This is a genomic window from Flavobacterium sediminis, from assembly GCF_003148385.1.
Taxonomy (GTDB): Bacteria; Bacteroidota; Bacteroidia; order Flavobacteriales; family Flavobacteriaceae; genus Flavobacterium; species Flavobacterium sediminis.
On sequence record NZ_CP029463.1, the window covers coordinates 1,126,276 to 1,146,630 of the forward strand.

Annotated in this window: 12 protein-coding genes and 4 pseudogenes; 5 read left to right on the top strand and 11 right to left on the bottom strand. The window is 42.1% G+C overall.

What is annotated here, in order from left to right; genetic code table 11:
* The first annotated feature begins 14 nt into the window (after positions 1–14).
* The gene (locus DI487_RS05350) at positions 15–668 is read left to right on the top strand and encodes a DUF5710 domain-containing protein (RefSeq protein ID WP_109568742.1); all 654 of its coding nucleotides are present in this window, start codon (positions 15–17) and stop codon (positions 666–668) included.
* Positions 669–682: 14 nt separating this feature from the next.
* Here DI487_RS05350 and DI487_RS05355 read toward each other — a convergent pair whose 3' ends face one another.
* From DI487_RS05355 to DI487_RS05365, 3 genes are all read right to left on the bottom strand, one after another.
* Positions 683–1,189: a conjugal transfer protein TraD gene (locus DI487_RS05355; protein WP_443655661.1), complete on the bottom strand. Its 507-nt coding sequence runs from the start codon at positions 1,187–1,189 to the stop codon at positions 683–685.
* A 132-nt stretch (positions 1,190–1,321) separates the two neighbouring features.
* A complete protein-coding gene (locus DI487_RS05360; RefSeq protein ID WP_109568744.1) occupies positions 1,322–1,759 on the bottom strand; it encodes a DUF3408 domain-containing protein in 438 nt (145 codons plus the stop codon).
* A 4-nt stretch (positions 1,760–1,763) separates the two neighbouring features.
* Positions 1,764–2,531, bottom strand: a complete 768-nt coding sequence (locus tag DI487_RS05365; protein WP_109568745.1) for a ParA family protein — start codon at positions 2,529–2,531, stop codon at positions 1,764–1,766.
* A 724-nt stretch (positions 2,532–3,255) separates the two neighbouring features.
* On the opposite strand from DI487_RS05365, the gene mobA reads away from it, so the two are divergent.
* The 3 genes from mobA (at position 3,256) to mobC (ending at position 7,081) form a co-directional block, all read left to right on the top strand.
* Positions 3,256–3,687, top strand: coding sequence for a conjugal transfer protein MobA (gene mobA, locus DI487_RS05370; protein WP_066440844.1), 432 nt, complete (start codon positions 3,256–3,258; stop codon positions 3,685–3,687).
* A gap of 8 nt (positions 3,688–3,695) precedes the next feature.
* Positions 3,696–4,982 carry a conjugal transfer protein MobB gene (mobB, locus tag DI487_RS05375; RefSeq protein WP_066440843.1) on the top strand — a complete coding sequence of 429 codons (1,287 nt, stop codon included), beginning with the start codon at positions 3,696–3,698 and terminating at the stop codon, positions 4,980–4,982.
* Positions 4,983–5,083: 101 nt separating this feature from the next.
* Complete coding sequence (gene mobC, locus DI487_RS05380; RefSeq protein WP_109568746.1) at positions 5,084–7,081, top strand: conjugal transfer protein MobC; 1,998 nt, start codon at positions 5,084–5,086, stop codon at positions 7,079–7,081.
* Between the two features lie 65 nt (positions 7,082–7,146).
* Here the strand turns inward: mobC and DI487_RS05385 are convergent.
* The 8 genes and pseudogenes from DI487_RS05385 to DI487_RS05425 form a co-directional block, all read right to left on the bottom strand.
* Positions 7,147–12,590 (bottom strand): annotated as a pseudogene (locus tag DI487_RS05385) (N-6 DNA methylase).
* A pseudogene (locus DI487_RS05390) lies at positions 12,577–13,013 on the bottom strand (DUF1896 domain-containing protein). The pseudogenes DI487_RS05385 and DI487_RS05390 overlap by 14 nt, the downstream one beginning before the upstream one ends.
* Before the next feature lie 146 nt (positions 13,014–13,159).
* On the bottom strand, positions 13,160–14,041 hold the full coding sequence (locus DI487_RS05395) for an ORF6N domain-containing protein (RefSeq protein WP_109568747.1): 882 nt from the start codon (positions 14,039–14,041) through the stop codon (positions 13,160–13,162).
* Positions 14,031–16,123: pseudogene (locus DI487_RS05400) on the bottom strand (DNA topoisomerase 3). The gene DI487_RS05395 and the pseudogene DI487_RS05400 overlap by 11 nt, the downstream one beginning before the upstream one ends.
* A gap of 6 nt (positions 16,124–16,129) precedes the next feature.
* Positions 16,130–17,607: pseudogene (locus DI487_RS05405) on the bottom strand (DUF3945 domain-containing protein).
* Positions 17,608–17,692: 85 nt separating this feature from the next.
* Positions 17,693–18,001 (bottom strand): helix-turn-helix domain-containing protein, encoded by a 309-nt coding sequence (locus tag DI487_RS05410; RefSeq protein ID WP_002978404.1) that lies wholly within the window; start codon positions 17,999–18,001, stop codon positions 17,693–17,695.
* Positions 18,002–18,012: 11 nt separating this feature from the next.
* Positions 18,013–18,366: a helix-turn-helix domain-containing protein gene (locus DI487_RS05415; RefSeq protein ID WP_109568748.1), complete on the bottom strand. Its 354-nt coding sequence runs from the start codon at positions 18,364–18,366 to the stop codon at positions 18,013–18,015.
* A 262-nt stretch (positions 18,367–18,628) separates the two neighbouring features.
* A complete protein-coding gene (locus DI487_RS05425; RefSeq protein WP_317046266.1) occupies positions 18,629–19,408 on the bottom strand; it encodes an RteC domain-containing protein in 780 nt (259 codons plus the stop codon).
* 294 nt (positions 19,409–19,702) lie between these two features.
* Here DI487_RS05425 and DI487_RS05430 point away from each other — a divergent pair, with 294 nt between their 5' ends.
* Positions 19,703–20,266 carry a helix-turn-helix domain-containing protein gene (locus DI487_RS05430; RefSeq protein WP_066436106.1) on the top strand — a complete coding sequence of 188 codons (564 nt, stop codon included), beginning with the start codon at positions 19,703–19,705 and terminating at the stop codon, positions 20,264–20,266.
* Positions 20,267–20,355 lie beyond the last annotated feature (89 nt).

The window sequence follows — 20,355 nt, forward strand, 5'->3', positions numbered from 1 at the left end:
GAAGATTTAACACTATGCCATTAAAAATAAATGTACCCTATAGCGATAAAGATGTTGCCAAATCAAAAGGCGCTTTTTGGGATGTGGAACAAAAAACTTGGTTTGTTCCTGACCATAAGGATATTAATGATTTCCAACAATGGATAGACAAATCAAAAGCATCGGTTATTATAAAATCGCCTGTATCAATTGCTTTAAATAGTAGTGATTGTTATAAATGTGCAAACAAAACTGCTGTCATATCCTTAGCTTCAAATAATTTTTATTATTTGAGTACTGACGACAATGAGGATGAAAAATGGTTTCGAGCGGATGGGTTGTCTTTTTTTAGTATGCCGATATTTATCGAAAATGAACTTGCAGGCAAAATCAATAGATTATTTCCAAATTATAAAATTGCGTATTCTAAGACGGCGGAAAGTAGTTATTGGGCAAATCTTTGTGAGAATTGTGGAGCTTTGCAAGGCGACTTTTTTCTACATTCAGAACCTGGCGGTGCTTTCTTTCCTTTAGAAATAGAAGAATATGAACAATTAACTTTCATTACTGTTCCCTCCAAATTTGATGTAGAAATAGATGCTGATTATTCTTGGTTGAGCAATGCTGATGACATTCCTGACTATGCTAAATCAATAACCTACGAAGAATTTTTAGAACAGAAAAAATAAAAAGGGGAATTTGCCTAAACAAACTCCCCAATGTCAAAATCACCCAAATCACTTTTCCGCAAGGTGGAAGAACTGGCTTCAGCTTCAGATGAGAGCGTACTATCCAAAAGCTCGGAAATTTTCCGGGATGCACCCTCAATGGAATTTTCCAGCAGGCTGAATAATTCAGTACCTTGTAATCTTTGAACTATCGCTACCGCTGTTTCTTTTTGGGATTGTTCCAAATTTTCCTTTTGGAGCAACGCCCCTATAGAGCTTAGTTCATCATAGGTAACCCCCTGGGCAAGACTGTTATCGCCACTGGATATTCCATACCTATTCCATTCTTCTTCCTCTTCCTCCCAATCAGGTATATTACTGAAAACTTCGTCCAGCTCTTCCTGCGGAACCTGAATACCTACGTTTTCATTTTCGTCGTATTCTATGTCTAAATTATCGGGGTTTATCTCCTGTTCCATTATTTGGCTTTCGTTGGCACTGTTTGGCACTGAAAGGCTTCTTACAGGCTTGGGCTGCCCCATAATATTCGGCAGGTTTGGGTTCACTTTTTCCTGCTTTTGCTTTTGTTCCGACCTTTTTTTAATGACAATCTTGTCCTGCAAAAGCAGAGCAATGACTATCAGCAAGCATATCACAATTACTGTTTCCATAGCTTATAAAATGGGTTTGTACTTATCATTAAAACTCTTGGTAATTTGCTCGCCAAATTCCTGAAAATGGTAATCAAGCAAATTGTCTAAGTAGGCGTAAATGGTTATTTTATCTTCGCCTATTACCTGTACGATACGTGTTAGTTTTTCGTGAAAGTCTGGTCGGATATAAACCGTTTTTCCATCACGGGCATTGGTGTCCGGTCTTCTGAAAAAGATACTTTCATAATCGGTTTCGTTTGCCTTTTTAACCCTGCTTTTTTCTTTAACCACAGGTTTCTCCTTTGGCAATTCATCGGGCTTTATATCTTGTTTCTCCGGTTTTTCCGCAGGTTCCGGAGGAAGCTGTAACCCGTCCTTTTTAATGCCGTCCACCATCAGGTTCATCATCAGTTCCTCGTTAATATCCGGCGTGGCTTTTCTTTTATTATCTTTCTCCATAAGGCTACAATTGAATGATTTTTAAAAACTCGTCTATGAACAGGTCTAACTGACAGGCTTTCATCAAACGTTCATCGGGAGGCATCACGGTAGAGCGGAAAACGGTTTTGCTATCTGCTTCACTTTCTTTACGAAAACGGGTGCTGTTCTTGATTTGGCTTTGCATCAGGCTTAACCCCAATTGTTCGATAAGTTGGTTATACACATCATATAAGGGTGTGCTTTCCCTGCCGTCCACCTGGTTCCAAAACAGGTTAATGGTTTCTATGGAAGTTTCCCCTTTTTTCATAATCACATCCTGTAAAAGCTGTGTGAAAATGAGCGTACTTTCCATTACCACACGGTCTGCGGTAATGGGCGTGAAAATGTGGTGCATCCCTGCCAGTGCTTTCAGGATGCCTGGTGTGTTCACAGTTCCGGGCAGGTCAAAGAATATCACATCAACCGGAACCGAAGAAGTGTTTACAAATTCGTGAGCCGCATCCAATACACTATCCGCTTTATGCTGCATAATCGGGTAGGCTTTTTTGTTGATGGTGGTAAATTGCTTATACGCCAGCTTTTTCAAAGCCTCATTTTCCATTACCATTGCCAAATCCCTCGTCTTCATTTTCATCAGGCTGTGCTGCGGAAAATCCGCATCAAATACGGCTACATTGTAGCCTAACCGATAGTGCATAGTACTCGCAACAAGCGTTGTAAATGTGCTTTTGCCTACACCGCCTTTTTGAGAAGAAAAGGCGATAAATGTTGTTTTGTGTTTTGCGTTCATATTTCTACTTATTTAATTATTTATATATCCAAATACCTATGTCCGTTTATCCGCAGTTGGTTATGCACCATTGTATATAGGTTCATAGTCGTGTACAGCAATAGTCAGGTAAGCGAGTATGCGGCGAGTTATCTATATACCCCAATACGCATTTATGTCCGTAGGCAGGTACGCAGGTTCTTACCAATATACCTGCTTGCTTAGGTGCTTAAAACTCTATGTACCTAACCCCATAAACAGGTGCTTCCGTCTGTACTTTTTCACATCTGCACAACTGCACTTTTTTATATCGGTACTTGCGTAGTTACGCTGTTACCTGCATAGCTATCTATGCCCTTATATCTGTTGATAGGCACAAAGAAATGCAGATATATAGGTGCTTTCATTAACGTGGCACTGTTTGGCGTTCAAAGGCAGTGTTTGGCACTGCCATACATTACAATCCTTTCGTAAAGAGGGGGTTACTTTGTAAAATGATTTTTATTAACGGATTTATGCAAAAGTCTTTTCACAAATCGGAGGGTAACGGGAACGGCATCGAGCCGTTTTTCCCTGCTACTTTTAATCCGTCCCGCAGGGCGGATTATTGTGTTCATCAGAACACGGCAAGTTGTGTTTTGAGCATCTCGGAATGATTTCCGATGCTCAAAACAACTTGCCCTTTGCAGGGGCAGAAAACACCTTCCGAAGTCAGGGTTTTGTATGGATTTAAAATGGATTAGTGATGAATGATAATAACAATAAGCAACAGAAGAAGACCGGACGCCGCCCGAAAAAAGACCCGGCGAACATCCGATACACGATTTCCTTTAACGAGCAGGAACACGCCCGTTTTCTTGCTCTTTTTGACAAATCAGGTATGCAGGTAAAGGCGCATTTTATTACGTCCTGCATCTTTGACAAGACCATAAAGACCATTCAGATTGACAAAGGAACAGTTGATTTTTATATGCGGCTGACCTCTTTTCACAGCCAGTTCCGTTCCATAGGCGTGAACTACAACCAAATTGTAAAGCTGTTGTACAAGAATTTTTCGGAGAAAAAAGCCGCAGCATTCCTGTACAAACTGGAAAAACAAACGGCTGAAATGGCGATGCTCTGTCAAAAAATCATTCAGATGAGCGAGGAATTTGATGCAAAATACCTCAAAAAATAGCGGTAGAAATGATAGCAAAGATTGGCAGAAGCGGGAATTTATACGGAGCATTGGCGTACAATCAGCTCAAAGTAGAAAATGAAAACGGACAAATTTTGTTCGCCAATAAGATAATTGAAACCGCTAACGGGCATTATTCCGTTGCACAATTAGCCCAATCTTTTGCGCCCTATCTGATTGCCAACCGAAATACCGAGAAACATACTTTGCATATTTCGCTCAACCCCGACCCGAATGACAAGGTAAGCGATGATAAATTTCGGGAAATAGCAGAGGAATATATGCGTGAAATGGGTTACGGCGAACAGCCTTTTGTAGTATTCAAACACACCGATATTGACCGCAGCCACATCCATATTGTATCGGTTTGTGTTGATGAGCAGGGCAAAAAAATTTCGGATAAGTTCGAGAAAATGCGGTCTATGAACCTGTGCCGGGAGTTGGAAAAAAAACACGGGTTGATACCCGCAACAGATAAAGAGCGCAATCAGAATGATAAGGTTTTCCGTCCGGTAGATTATAGGGCAGGCGATGTAAAAAGCCAAATCGCTTCGGTAGTCCGACACCTGCCGAACTATTACCAGTACCAAAGTTTGGGCGAATACAATGCCTTGCTATCTCTTTTCAATATTACCGCCGAGAAAATCGAAGGAGAATTGCAGGGAAAAATGCAGCAGGGTTTATTGTACATTCCATTAAATGAAAAAGGCGAAAGAGCCGGGCATCCGTTTAAGGCTTCCCTCTTCGGCAAGGGCGCAGGGCTACCTGCTTTGGAATTGCATTTTGCGAAATGCAAAACAGCTTTAAAAGACCACCCAAGCAAGCAAACCCTAAAAGCTGCCGCTACCATTGCCCTGAAAACAACGAGCGATGAGCAGGCTTTCAAAAAGCAATTGGCTGAACAGGGCATTAACGTAGTGGTACGCCGGAATGATACAGGTCGCATTTACGGAATGACTTTTATAGACCATAATTCTAAAACGGTTTGGAACGGTTCACGCTTAGCAAAGGAACTTTCTGCCAATGTCTTTAATGATTATTGGAACAATAACATCAAACCGGAGATAAAAGAACCTGCTTTACAGCAACCCAAAATATCCACATCAAATGATGCGGATCTTCCTGCGGAAGAAGCACACCATTTGTTCGATTTCTTAACTACGGAAAAACACGAAGACGGTTTGATTGAAGCATTGGGCGGTTTGCTACCCGAAGCCCAGGGCGAGGATTATGAAGAATTGGATTTTGCTAACAAGATGAAGAAGAAACGCAAACGCCAAAGAGGTCAGAAATAGTAATCAGCCAAATACTGCCACACAACGCCACTGGCTGCCACTTTCTTATAGCCACTCCATAGAGCCTTTAAATTCACGCCCGAACATTAAAACTTAAAATAATGCAGGGAGAAGACGATTTAAGAGGGCTTGCCAAGATAATGGCTTTTATGCGGGCAGTCAGTATTCTTTTGGTACTGATGCACCTTTATTGGTTCTGCTACGGTTTCTTTTTAGAACGTGGGTGGACGTTGGAAGTAATCAACAAAATACTGGGCAATTTCGACAGAACGGCAGGTTTGTTCTCACATACCTTATACACCAAAGCATTTGCTTTGGTTTTGTTGGCTTTGAGTTGCTTAGGAACGAAAGGCGTAAAAAATGAGAAGATAACCTGGTCTAAAATTTATGTGGCTTTGGGGGTAGGCTTTGTGCTGTTTTTTCTTAATACCTCATTATTAAAGCTATCTCCGGCAACAGGCACATTTCTGTATATCCTTACCATCTCTTTAGGTTATATCTCCTTATTGATGGCAGGTGTATGGATGAGCCGTTTGCTCCGTACTAACCTTATGGACGACGTTTTCAATAATGAAAACGAGAGCTTCCAACAGGAAACCAAGCTGATGGAAAATGAATACTCCGTCAACTTGCCCACCAAATTTTACTACAAGGGCAAATGGAACAACGGTTGGATAAACATCGTAAATCCTTTCAGGGCATCTATCGTGTTGGGTACTCCGGGTTCAGGAAAATCCTATGCTATCGTAAATAACTACATCAAGCAGCAGATTGAGAAAGGCTTTAGTATGTATATCTACGATTTCAAATTCGACGACCTTTCTACCATTGCCTACAATCACTTACTGAAGCATCGCGACAAGTATAAAATTCAGCCGAAATTCTATGTGATAAATTTTGACGACCCACGCAAGAGCCATCGTTGCAATCCACTCAATCCCGACTTTATGACGGATATTTCCGATGCTTACGAAGCAGCTTATACCATAATGCTGAACCTCAACAGGTCGTGGATACAGAAGCAAGGGGATTTTTTCGTGGAAAGCCCAATTATCTTGCTTGCAGCTATTATTTGGTATCTGAAAATCTATGAAAACGGCAAGTATTGCACATTCCCGCACGCCATTGAATTACTGAATAAAAAGTATTCGGACGTATTCACAATTCTTACCTCATACCCTGATTTAGAGAATTATTTATCGCCCTTTATGGATGCTTGGCAAGGCGGCGCACAAGACCAGTTACAGGGGCAAATTGCTTCTGCAAAAATTCCTTTATCAAGAATGATAAGCCCGCAGCTTTATTGGGTAATGACTGGCGACGACTTCACGCTCGACATCAACAACCCGAACGAGCCGAAGATTTTATGCGTTGGTAACAATCCTGACCGTCAAAATATTTACTCCGCAGCTTTGGGTTTGTACAATTCAAGGATTGTAAAACTCATCAATAAAAAAGGGCAGTTAAAGAGTTCGGTTATCATAGATGAGTTGCCCACAATTTATTTTAGGGGACTGGATAACCTTATCGCAACGGCGAGAAGTAATAAGGTAGCCGTTTGCCTGGGCTTTCAGGACTTTTCGCAATTAACGAGGGATTACGGCGACAAAGAGAGCAAGGTAATACAGAACACGGTTGGTAATATATTCAGTGGTCAGGTGGTTGGAGAAACGGCAAAAAGTTTATCTGAACGCTTCGGCAAGGTGTTGCAGAAACGCCAAAGTATGACCATTAACAGAAATGATAAATCTACTTCGATATCCACACAGTTAGACAGCCTCATACCTGCATCAAAAATCTCAACTTTGACACAAGGTATGTTTGTAGGTTCTGTATCGGATAACTTTGATGAACGTATCGAGCAAAAAATATTTCACGCCGAAATTGTGGTAGATAATGAAACAGTTGCTGCCGAAACAAAAGCCTATCAGAAAATACCGGAAATCCTGTCCTTTGTTGATAAGCAGGGTGAAGATAAAATGAAGCAGGAAATTGAAGCCAATTACAAACAGATAAAATCAGATATACTAAATATTGTTGTAAGTGAAATGGAACGCATCAAGAATGACCCCGATTTACAGCATTTGGTACAGGAGTGATAAAATAAAAGGGAAGTCTAACACCGTCTAACACCTCCCTTTTATTTTGCCCGTATGCTATATTACTACAATATACCACGAGGTATATGAATACCTTTTGCCCGTACAATGCTTTCCTGAACCATTGGGGTTTCTTTCTGCTTTTCCACTTGTTCCGGAGTATCTGCTTTTGTTTCCGGTGTAATGGATAGCTGTATTTTCCTCTCAACAGCAGCCAGTTCCGTTTTAAGTTCGCTCAATCGGCTTTCCTTAGCCCACGTACCGTTAACCACTTCCTGAAGTATGGGCAGGTCTTTTTGTATTTCAGAAATTTTCTCCTGCTCCTGCTTAATAAAGCCCGGCAGCTTTTCTAAAGCCCTCAAAAAATTCATTGCTGCGGTTTCAGGGTCTTTCGCCATTATGCCGTTGTTGTAGGTGTATTTGATGTTGCCCTCGCCCTGAACCAAAAAACGGTTTACCCTAATATCTGCTCCCTCTTTTTCAGAGATTTCAGTTTTAACCAACAGCGTAAAACCATACAAGCTGCCGATTTCTTCATATCGCCCTGCGGTACGAGCTTTATCCGCAATCTGGTTGAGTTTCGTACCGATTTGTTTCGGGTTTGCATTCGGCGGTAAGCCATCCAACAGCACCGGATTTGCGATTGTTCCGTCTGAATGCTTTTGTAGGCGTTGCTGCAAGTTTTCCCAGTCTGTACTCATCCGGTTCAAACGGGATTGGGTACTTTGCAACATTTCCGTATAATCCTGCACCTTAAATTTGGCACTGGATTTAGAACGGTTAAACGCCTGCTTTTCGCTTTCCAATCCGGCAATCTGCTTTTCAAGTTTGGCTTTATCCAACAGGTCTGTATTTCCTGATAGGATTGCCACATATTCCGAAAAGTTCATTCCCGATTTTTCGTCCATACTTCCCTCATCAATCGTTCTTTTGCTTAGGTTATTAGTCTTTAACTGGTCGATAAAAAGTTGCTTGTTATACAGCAGGTTGAACTTATAACTATCCAAAGATTTTTCAACGGCATAGATAATCACAGCAACTTTATTATCAGCGAAGAATTTGGCTATCTCGTTGCCTTTTCGGATAGCCCGCCCGTCCCTTTGTGCAAGGTCGCTCGGTCGCCACGGCGTATCTAAATGATGAACGGCAACGGCTCTTTTCTGTGCATTAACACCCGTTCCCAACATACTGGTAGAGCCGAACAGCACACGGATTTTACCCTCGTTCATTCCGTTGATGAGGTCTTTACGCTGCTTATCATTTTTGGCTTCCTGAATAAACCTTACTTCGTTTGTAGGTATGCCGTGGTCTTCCACGAGCTTGCGTTTTATTTCGGAGTACACATTCCATTCGCCTGGCTTGTAGGTTCCCAAATCAGAGAAAACGAACTGTGTTCCTTTTTGTGCATTAAACTGGTTGTAATACTTGGCAATATTTGCCGCACAATGCGAAGCCTTGTTGTCGGGATGGTCGTCATACATTCCGCTTACCATTCGCATATCAAGGGACATCTTACGGGCGTAGTCCGTAGCAATGAGCATCTTTGCTTTTTCTTCCCTTTGCGATAACGGTAATCTTCCGAGCAAAGTAGCATCGCCCGTTTTAGCAAACTGCATCAGGCTTTGGATAAAATCTTCTTGGTCGGGCGTTGGCGGTATATTGTACAATACCTCATTCTTTTCGGGGCGGTCAATACCAATATCCTTTGCCGTCCTGTAATCTGTGATTTCAGAATAGAACTGTGCCAGTTCCGGCACTTTGATGAAGTAGCGGAAACGCTCTTTAGCGACTATATTATTGGCTACCGAAAATTCATAATCGGTCGTTTTCCTTGCATAGATAGCTGCCCACGCATCAAAAGAATGAATGCCCTGTTTTTCCAATGCACGAGGGCGCAGGTATTTGAACAGCAGGTACAGTTCTGTTAAGGAATTGCTGATGGTTGTACCTGAAAGAAAGGTTGCACCCATATCCGCATTGGTTCGCTCCTGAATGGTGCGGATAGCAAAGAGCAGGTTAAGTGCCTTTTGGCTCCCGTCCACATTACCCAGTCCGGCTACCCTTGTATGACGGGTGTTGAACATCAGGTTTTTGAACTGGTGGCTTTCGTCCACAAACAAATGGTCTATACCCATCATTTTGAAGTCCACAATATCATCCTTGCGGTTTTCAATATCGTGTTGGAGTGTTTTCAGTTTTACTTCAAGATTTTCTTTCCTTTTGATTACACCCGCAAGCATCCCTCTTGTTACTTCCTTACCTTGCGATTGCAGGGCATCGAGGTTGCGCTCTACGCTGTCTAATTCTATTTCGAGGATTTCCTTTTGTATTTCGGGCGATTGCGGTATCATTCCGAACTGGTCGTGCGTGAGTATCACACAATCCCAATCGTTGTTTTTAATATCCCCGAAAATCCGGAGGCGTTTTTGAGGTGTAAAATCATCAATACCTGGATAAAGGATTTTAGCGTGTGGATAGGCTTTGCGGTAGTCTTCAGCAATGGCAGGTATATTCGCTTTCAGCCCAATTATCATTGGTTTATGGGCTAAGCCCAACCGCTTCATTTCCTGTGCTGCTGTACACATTATCAGCGTTTTTCCTGCACCTACTTCGTGGTCGCAGATAGCGCCGTTGTTCAGTTTTATCATCCAAACGGTGTCCTTTTGGCTTGAATACAGGTCTTCAATACCTGCTGCCTTTCGGTCTAATCCCGGAAAGTCCTGATGGCTGCCGTCATAGTTCGGGCGAACAAAACAGTTAAAGGTATCGTTGTATTGGTCGGTCAGCCTGTTTTTAAACTCATCGTTCTGTGCGTGTAGCCAGTCGGTAAAGGCGGTACGGATTTCATCAATCTTGGTGTTCGCCATTTGTATGGCTTCCATATCCCGTACCTTGACCTCTTGGTCGCCAACCATTACTTTTTTGGTAATATCCGGCGTGGTATTGACAAGGGCGTGTTTGAGCAGCGCAATACCATCAAATGTTCGGCTTTCTGCCTTGACTGCATATTTTTCCCAAATGTGCATATTGCCCTGATGACACTTTACGGAAAAGTCGTCGGAGCTTTCCGAATAATGAACCAGTACATCGGCATCAAACAAATGCGAAGCAAACCGGGCATAAATTCCCGTGGGTATCCACCGTTCACCGAGGTTAAAATCAAGTTCCTCAAATTCAATCCGTCTTGGTCGGGCTTCTTCTAAAGCGGTAAGGCTTTCTTTGGCTTCCTTATCATCAGGATTGTTTTCGAGATATGCTCGTACATCATTTGCTTTCTCAACAACATTGCCCGCTATCCACCGTTCAGCAATTTCATATTCCTGTTGTAGCGGATTGTAGAACAACCGCCCGTGCAAGGCTTCTTTCAGCGTATAGGCAGGCAGGCTGCTGATTTCGGACATAAAATCCAAATCCACGCTTCCGTATTTGTTCAGCGATGACGCTAAAGCCTCTTCGGGATTGTCGGTTGCTAATGTGGTAGTAGAAAAACTAACGGGGCGGCTGAATATATCTGCTTTGTGAATTACGCCCCGATAATACGCTCCAGATACGGTATTTCCTTACCTGCGCTGTCTGTCTTTATGAGCTTGGCATTGTCGGCAGCATTCAGATTGCCGTATTTTTTAGTAAAGGCATCATAAAGGAGGTTCAGCGTTTCCCGTTCTTCCTTGTGTTCGGTTTGCCTTTCAGCTTCTTTTTGATAGAGGTTAATATAACTGTCCCTTACGGCAATATAGGCTTCGGCTCTTGCTTTTTGTAAAGTCGGTAATTGCAATGTATGAAAGGTTGCTGATGATTTTTCTTCGTTTCTTTCGACATCTTGCAGATAACCAACCCAACCATTATCCGCAACAAGGCAATCATTACGGTGGAATGATTGCAGTTCGCCACTATACGGGGTAGGTTCGGGAATGGCGTTATTAATGGCATTGGGAACGGCTGACTTATCAGTCTGGCCATTCCCGTTTATTTGTGAAAACAGGTCGCCAATTGCTTCCTGATTTTTGCTGTTTATCTTTGGAGTACCGTTAGCAGTACCGTTGGTTTTTGGCGGTATATAGGTTTGCTGCAATGCACCACTGAACAGATCGGTTTGGCGACCTATTGTATCTCTGCTTTTTCGGGTGCTTTGCTTTTTGCTTCGGGTAGTTCTTTTGGGTAACGCAATTACGGCAACAGGTTCGCCCGCACTTTCAAACAGGTCGAAAATGCTTAGTTGTTTCAATTCCTGCGGGCTTTCCTGACGGACTACCGGAGTTGGTTCGGGTTGTAGTTTTTGCCGAATGGTTACAGGCTCTATTACCGGAGGTATAACCTTTGGCTCAATCGGAATTTGTATAATAGGCTCATCGTTCCGTTTGCCTTTGTATAAACCCAAATTCAGATGCTTACCGAAATCTTCGGAAAGCATTTGTTTCAAATCTTTGGCAATCCCATCAACACCATTTTTATGCGTATAGATTAAGGCAGGCTGTCCGTATGGGTCAGTATCTAATTTGTAGTCTGTATGCACAATCCTTGCACTGTTTTGAAACAAGGCATTGCCTGGTGTATTGTATTCGGTTGGATTGCTTCGGCAAAACAGATCTTCCCTGTCGGTCAGATTTTCTTTTGCCGTATTTTTTTGCAGGATAATCAGGTCGCTTCCCACTTCCGTACCTGCATATTCTGTAAACAGGTTGTTAGGTAATCTTACAACCGATACCAAATTATTATCCTGCATTAACGCCCTGCGTATGGGTTCGTTTTTAGGGCTGTTCAATATGCCTTGTGAAGTGATATAAACTAACAAACCACCCTCACGGAGCATATCAGCACCTTTCAGAAAGAAGTAATTGTGTATGCTTCGGGCAGCCTGTATTTTTGCATTGTCCTTGCTTCGGGAATAAGAAAGGTCGAATACGGAAGTATCGCCAAAAGGAATGTTACTGGCTACTACATCATAGCTGTTTTGTTCCCTTTCGGGAATTTCCTCAAAACCGCTTACACGTACATTGCTTTCGGGATAGAGCTGCTTTAAAATCTTGCCTGTCAGCAAGTCCTTTTCATAGGCAGTAACATTGGCTTTTTGACTTTCCGAAAAGGATTGTATGAATGAGCCGATACCTGCGGAGGGTTCGAGGAATTTATCAATATGCAGACCGCTATCCCGCAAGGCTGATGAAATGGCATCTATGACCTCTGGCGGGGTATAAAAAGCCGTTAAAACAGAACTTTTCATACTATCCACATACCTGCGGTATTGCTTATCGTCTTCGGAATTTTCTTTGAGTAGTTGGTGGAGTTCCTGCGTAATCGGAAAGAGGTCGTGTTCCGTTTTTCTCCAATTATTGATGTCTATTTCATTTTCAAAGGGGTTCAGAACGAATTTAAGACCGCCAAATCCGCTGTATTGCATCATTAGCAGTCTTTCGCCTACGGTGGCTTGCCGTTTCTCCTTTTCCAGTTTAAAAACAATTCGCAGGGCATCAATATTCTGTTGGAGATGGAACCGCTTACTGAAGCCCATTTTCCTCAATCCATATTGCGATGGTTCCGGTCAGTTCGGTATAGAGTAAATCGAACTCAAACCCGTGGATGAAATCATCGGTTAATTCATATCCTGCAAATACAGGTTCGCAAACAGGAAACATTTTCAGGGCGAACGGTCGCAGTTCCTCATCTGCCATTATGGTATCAAACTCATTGCATACCACTTTAAAAACCGTGTCGAACTTGGAGAAGTGTAAGCCCTCAAACAATATGTAATTAGCTATTTCATTGCATTGCTCTAAGGCGTTTCCCGACCGGAACGCCCCTCATAAGCGTTGGCAGCCCACGAAGACCGTTGGTCTATAAATTTTTGGTCGTGTACCTTTTCGGGGAAGCTGCTGTTTAATAATTCTTGCAGTCGTAATCTGAAATACGATAGGTCTTTTTGCTGTACGTCCATACTATATTTTGTTTAGAATTTTACTTAAATCCTAAAATTATAAGCGAAAGCAAATGCCTTTGTGAATGTTGCAGGGTTTGGCTTTGAGAGGCGGTATTTGGCGTAATGGACAATAAAAAACCTCTGAAAAATTCAGAGGTTCATTTTTATGGCTTGTTAAGGATTTGGAGCATCCTGCCGACTTCAATATCCATTCGAGAAAAGGCAAACCATTTTTTGCCCAGGTCTTTGAGCGATGCCCCTATATGGTAAAGCTCTGTATTGTCAATAATTAAAAAACGGTCGTGGGCATCGGAGAAAATCTCAATATCTATTACAGTATATTGGCTGTTGTAGCGTTGTAAATCCAACCGTAACTGGTGACTGATACTTTTGGTAAGGATAGTGGCAGTTACATTATCATTGCGCTTACCCAATAAAGTAAGCACCGTATCATCCACATAATTATCAAGCAGGATAATGGAACTTCCGGCACTACGGATAATATCAGAAACAAAAGCATAGGCATCAAAAACCTGTCCGTTGTAAAAGATACCTTTTTCGCTGTGCAGCTTGTCGCTTTCCAAAGCCTTAAAAATCTCTTCAAATTTTTGGTCGGCTTCCAGTTGTTTCAATTCAATATTATCTAGCCGATGAAACAAAGAAGCATTGCTAATGAGCATACGCCGCATTTCTACAAAGGCTTCCATTATTTGAACACTCATTCTTACCGCTATGTCCGAACGGAGTATGGCAGATGCCATTGCAACCCCCTGTTCGGTAAAAGCATAGGGTAAATAACGTCTGCCACCGTAATTTAAACTTGAGGTTCCAAATTGGAACCTCAAGTTTTCAACTTCCTTTTCAGTCAGTTGAAAGCAGAACGAAGCAGGAAAACGCTCGATATTCCGTTTTACGGCTTTGTTGAGGTTCTTTGTTTCCACCTGATACAAGGCAGCAAGGTCACTATCCAACATTACTTGTTTGCCCCGAATAGTATAAATCAGGTTCCTTATTTCTTTGGGTATAATAGACGATTTATTTTCCATTACGCTTATTGCTTTTGTTTTTTTCAAACTCAAAGGAGGTTTCTGCATTTTCTTTCAGCACGATATAAGCATCGAATTTCTTTCCGGCTTTGCTCGTCATTCCTTTGATTAAAGCCGTTTTACCCTTATTGATAAGGCTTACAATATTTTCGATACTGATTTGTACCCGCAGACGGTACGGAACTGCACCCAATTACAAGCCTCATCAGAACATTTCACAATCTTGTCACGAATGATGAGTTGCTGACTTTTGCATTTCGGACAGGTCAATTTTGGCTGATTAGTATTTGCAATAGAAGTTTGCAGCAGTTCATCGGTAATAGATTTCGCATAGGTTTCCATTTCCTTTTGAAATGCTCCGGCATCCGCTTCGTTGTTTTCAATTTTCTGCAATGCCAGTTCCCATTCTGCGGTCATAGCTACATCTGCAATCTTGCGTTCTTTAACAAGCCCGTACACCTGCAATCCTTTTTCTGTAGGTATTAAAGAACGCTTATCCCTTTGGATATAATTACGGGTAAACAAGGTTTCGATAATGGCGGCTCTTGTAGCCGGAGTACCAATACCAATATTTTTCAGGGCTTTCCGTTCTTCCTCGTTTTCAATTTCTTTTCCGGCGGTTTCCATAGCCGATAGAAGCCCGGCTTCGGTATAAAGGACTGGTGGTTTGGTCTGCTTTTCCAAAACGGCAGCTTCTTTTATTTTGAGTTCATCGCCTTTAGTCAGTTCGGGTAGTTCCTGCACTGGCTCTTCGCCATCATCGGTAAAACTTCCTTTGATGGAACGCCAACCTGCTTCCTGAATTTTACAACCTTTTGCCGTAAAATCGTAGTGCAACACCTGCAATGATACATCGGTTATCTCTTTGACACAGGCTTGTGATATGGCTTCGAGCAGGCGAAGTGCAATCATATTGTAAATCTTATCTTCATCTGCATTCAGTACAGACGGCACTTTGTCGGTAATCAATAAACCGTGATGGTCCGTTACACGGAGGTCATTCACGATACGTTTATTGAACCGTCCCCATTTGATTTTGGTAAGGGCTTGTTTGCAATCTTCACGGTTCTGCAATGCCCGCACAAGGTTGGGAATTTCTGCCCACATATCTTCGGGTATGTATTTGCTTCCGGTACGGGGATAAGTAATAAACTTCTTTTCGTACAGGCTTTGCGCAATATTGAGCGTTGCTTCAGCAGATAATTTCAGCCTTTTGTTGGCTTCTTTTTGCAAGCCCGTCAAATCAAAAAGCAAGGGCGGTTGTTCTGTAACGCTTTTGGTTTCTACCGATGTAACGGTTGCAATTTCATTGCGCTGAATGGCTTTCAGCGTATCATCAGCAAGATGCTTTTCATCCCACTTGGTAACGGAAATACTTTTGAAATCAACCTGTGCTTTGTGATGTAGCAATTGTATCTGCCAATATTTCTTTACAGAGAAATTTTTGTTTTCGAGATAGCGTTTGCATATCAAAGCCAACGTCGGAGTTTGCACTCTTCCGAGCGAGTAAATACCATTGCCTGCGGCAATGCTCAACGCCTGTGTAGCGTTGATGCCTACAAGCCAATCGGCACGGCTTCTGCCTTGTGCAGCCTGATATAACCCGTCAAATTCTTTTCCGTTTTTAAGGTTGTCAAAGCCCTGCCTAATTGCCTTTTCTGTAAGCGAACTAATCCAAAGGCGTTCAAACGGCTTGTTGCATTTCAGGTATTCATAAATGTACCTAAAAATGAGTTCGCCCTCACGACCTGCATCTGTCGCCACGATAATGCTATCGCTTTTATTGAACAATTCTTTGATTACTTTCAGTTGCTTTAATGCGCCAGCATCGGCAGTATAGCCTTTATCTTTTTTGACTTTGCGAACGGTCAATAAAAACGGGTTAGGCAATATAGGCAAAGCGGCTTTGTCAAATCCCGTAATCCCATAATCTTCGGGCATTCCCAGTCCTATTAAATGACCGAATGCCCACGTAACAAAATAGCCGTTACCTGTCAGGTAGCCGTCCTTTTTTTCAGATGCTCCCAACAAGCCGGCTATCTCCCTTGCTACGCTTGGTTTTTCTGCTATAATTGTTTTCATACTGTATTACATTTTTCTGCCTTTGGATTTTGCAGGAGTTTCGGGTTTTTCTTGTTGTTCCTGCTGCTTTTCATTTTTCGGTCTTTGTTGCCCGGACTTCAAAGGCTCTTTGATGTTCTTGGTTGCTTCATTGGTCTTACCCTCTGAATTAACGGCAGTCTGTGTTTTATGGGTTTCGGCAGTTTCTACCCGTGCTTTATACTGACCGGGAAATTCAAAGTTGGTCTTTCCGGTATCTTTGTCGAAAGTGATATAACCCTTGTAGGGTTGGTCTTTTTTATCTTTCAATTCCACATATATGGTTTGCCCGGCTTTGAATTTGTTGTACTGCTCATCGTCCAGTTCTTTGCCCTGAAAGTTTTCGGAGCTTCCTGCGGTTGGCTTTGCTGATTATTCTGCTGATTGCCCTGTTGATTGGTTTGTTGGTTGGTTTGCGCCTGCTGATGGTTATTGCTTCTGTCAAACAGGAACTCTACATATCGTTTGTCCGCATTAAACTGTACCATTGCAGAAAACTCTGTTCCTTTGGTAGAAATCATACCTTGCAGATAAAGCGGTTTGCCTTCCATTAAGGTTTGCTTTTGCTCGTCATTCAGTTTCACACCTTTTAACTCATCAGGTATTTTTATGAAATCAGTTCGCAATGCCACTACATCATTGGTAAGCCTGTCAATGCTGATAATAGACGGCATCAGTTCGCCCGTTTTAGAATTTACCAAATTGACTACACGCCCCATATTGCCCGTTTCAAGCAGGTTTTTCTTGTCTTCGTCCGTAAACTTGTGACCGAAAAACTCAAAATGGAGGTTAGGCTCTTTTTTGATACCGTGTATTGCCACGATAACATTACCGTCTTCCGCTTGCTGTAAAGACAAGCGGGCATCCGTGCGCAGAATAGAACCGCCGAGGTTAATGCCTATCGGTAAGAGTTCATTGGTTTTGTAACCTCTTAATAGAGGGTCAAGCAGGTTTCTTTTTTCAAGATACTCTTTGCTTAATCCGAGGTTTTTCATTGTGTCCCAATCAATCTGCTCCGGCTTGTAGCGATATTCACTCGTTTCCGTTGTTGTTTGTGCTGTTGCCATATTATTTTGATTTTCTTGTTTTTTGTCCTGTTGCGGTTCTGCCTTTACTTCGAGTTCTTTCAGCACTTTCTCGCCATCGGGAGTGGGCTTATCTACGTGCTTTTGTAATTCCTGTGCTTTTTCAGCAGCAATAGGGGCGGGTACTTTGAAGAAAGTAAAGTTTGTAGGGTTCTTTAACTGGCTGAAAAAATTGGAAAAGAAGTTGGAAAAGAAATCGCCGCTTTTGTCCACACGCATAAACTGGTTTTGGTTTTTCTTCGTGGGTTCGACGGTTTCCATTTTCCCGTTTTCGTCGATACTCTTCACTGCCTGGATTTTCATTTTTTCTTTATCCAGTACGAGTAATATGTCCGAAAGCTGTTCGGGCATTTCCTGTTTATTAGTTGTTTCTTCACTCATATTCTGAAAATTTTAAAAGTTCGCTGTCGAATGTAAAGGAAGCCTGCACCGTATTGCACTATGTGGCACTCAAAGGCAGTGTTTGTCACTTATTGGCATCCAGTTTGGGCAAAGGCGGGTTAAAACTTTCCCTGATGAACTGATGCACATCGGATAGTTTGTAATACAATTTTCCGCTGATGGTATAGTAAGGCAGCTTACCGATGGAGCGATACCGTTGCAGGGAACGGTTGCTGATTTTCAGCATTTGTAATAAATCCTGATTATCCAGTAATTCTTCTCCGTCTATGCTATTGCGCTTCTTTTGTAAATCGTCTATGTGGTTGCCGAGAATGTCAAGCCTATCCATTATGCGTTCCATCCACGCCACAAATTCCATTTTGTCGATATTCATACCCAAAACTTTTACTTATTACCTGATTTTAGCTTTCTGCCTTGTTTAATGTAGCTTTTGCCTTTCGCCATAAGCTGCTCCACATACTCATCGGTAGTTTGTACGGCATTGGCGTTAAGCATTTCCTTGATAGCACCAATCGTATAGTAATACTGCCCGTACATTTTTGAAAAGGCTATCTGCCCGTTGGTGCGCATACGCCACAATGTTTTTTCGCTGATGTGGAGGTACTGGCAGACTTCGTGATTGTTGAGCCACAAACTATCATAGCTTGTATCTTCCAGTTTCAGGATATATTCGCTAATGGCTTTCAACCGTTCGTTAAGGTGCTGCCACACTTCTTCGTCAACTGTTATTATATTCATTGCGCTGTCGTTTAATGTTCACAGGGCAAAATTCAGAATTGTGGCAGTGTTTGTCCGCCAATGCTTGCCAATTGAAAAAGCGGTTTTTTGAAAATTTTACAATTTGCCGGAAAGCCTTATTAAATAAGCGTTTCGGCAGATTTTCCGATTTTGGGATAAGGAAATATGCCCGTTCGCCAATTGCCATATATTGGCGAACGCAGGCACAAAAAAAAGCAATACGGAATGCGTATTGCTTTCAAAGCCTTTATTGATGGAGTGTTTATAAGTCTTTATCCATATATTCTTCCAGTGCTTGTTTCAACTGGTCTAAAAACAAGGTGCGAGAGCCTGCACGGGTTTTCATACGGTGGAATGCGTGATGCACATCGGTCAGTGGTATTCGGAACAACACTTGTGAAATAGCAGTGAGCTTCCGGATGCCTAACTTACCTCCTGAAATAGCACCTGATGCGTAGAGGGCATACGTTAGCTCAATCAGAGCATTCTTGCTGTCCGTCCAGGATAGCTCTTTAATTTCGCTGGCGCTACTGAAAAATGTATCGGAATTTTCTTCGGGGCTGATTTTGGTTAAGAGGTAGGCGTATAAGAGGTCGTTGGCGAGGATGCGGGCTACTTTGTAATCGTAATAGGTAGAGAATTGCGGGTCGATTTCAAATACGTAACTATTAAGCCCATCGAGGTAGTTTATCTGCCCACGCTTAAAATATTCGTGGTCTTTATCCACCCTGCCCGAACGGTAGTAGCGATAAAAATGGGAGTTGCAGATGTGTTCCCTAAACTCAATCTTTAGCTCCGTTAAATGGTTCGAGAAATAGTTATGATATATTTTCCCGTTATTGACCGGGCACGAGGTTTCTATCCGGTAGAGCTTGTTATAATAGATGAGTTTGCCCAGGATTTGGGGCTTAATCATTTTAAAGAACTCAATCTCTTTTGCATCGTTCTCAAATTCCGAACTTAGCACACATTCTTTTGCCGAAACCAATAGCTCCTGAAGAAAGACCGTCATTTGAAAAGCCTCTTCAATTAGCCCGAGCACGTAATTGACAGTTTCCGTTCCTGCTCCTGAATTTCGGTAACAATAGTTCCTAATAACTTTCTCATAGTAGGGAGGATTACGTTATCAATATCAGAGTACCTTAGCAAATGTTATTAATAAACAGCACTTTAACCGCCAATATTCCCCTACAATGGGGAATATTTTAGCTATTTTCCCCTATGAAAACCGTCGTTTGCATCACTTAGTCACTCATAATCAATAAATACTTAATTTTTAATCTTAAATTTGTGGTTGCGTATTGATGCAACAAAATGAATTGTGATTTAGCGAAATATGAGTACATTATTTATCAAAAATATGGTCTGCAACCGTTGTATTCTCGTAGTTCAGAACGAACTCGACAAACTCGGCATAGAGGCTACCAATATAAAACTGGGCGAAATAATCCTTAAAAAAGATTTAACCACAGCAGAGCGTGAGGCATTGGAAAACGTTTTAGACCCTTTGGGTTTTCAGGTCATCGACGACAAGAAGAGCCGGATGATTGAGAAAATAAAGAACGTTATCATTGACCTGGTGCACCATCAGGACAACGATGCGAAAACCAATCTTTCGGATGTGTTGAGCGATGCGCTGCACCACGATTACAACTACCTTAGCAACCTGTTTTCCGATATTGAGGGTACGACCATTGAGAAGTACTTTATCGCACAGAAAGTAGAAAAGATAAAAGAACTGTTGGTGTACGATGAGCTGTCGTTAAGCGAGATTGCCGACCGTATGAATTATTCGAGCGTGGCATATTTGAGCAACCAGTTCAAGAAAGTAACAGGGCTTACACCGAGCCATTTCAAGCAGATAAGGGAAGACAAGCGCAAGCCACTGGATAAGGTTTAAGTAAATCTTACAAATCAAACCCAGAATTTCACAATAGAACTCCTCTTTATTGTTGCCACCTTTGCATTATGAAAATAAAGCAATCGAGA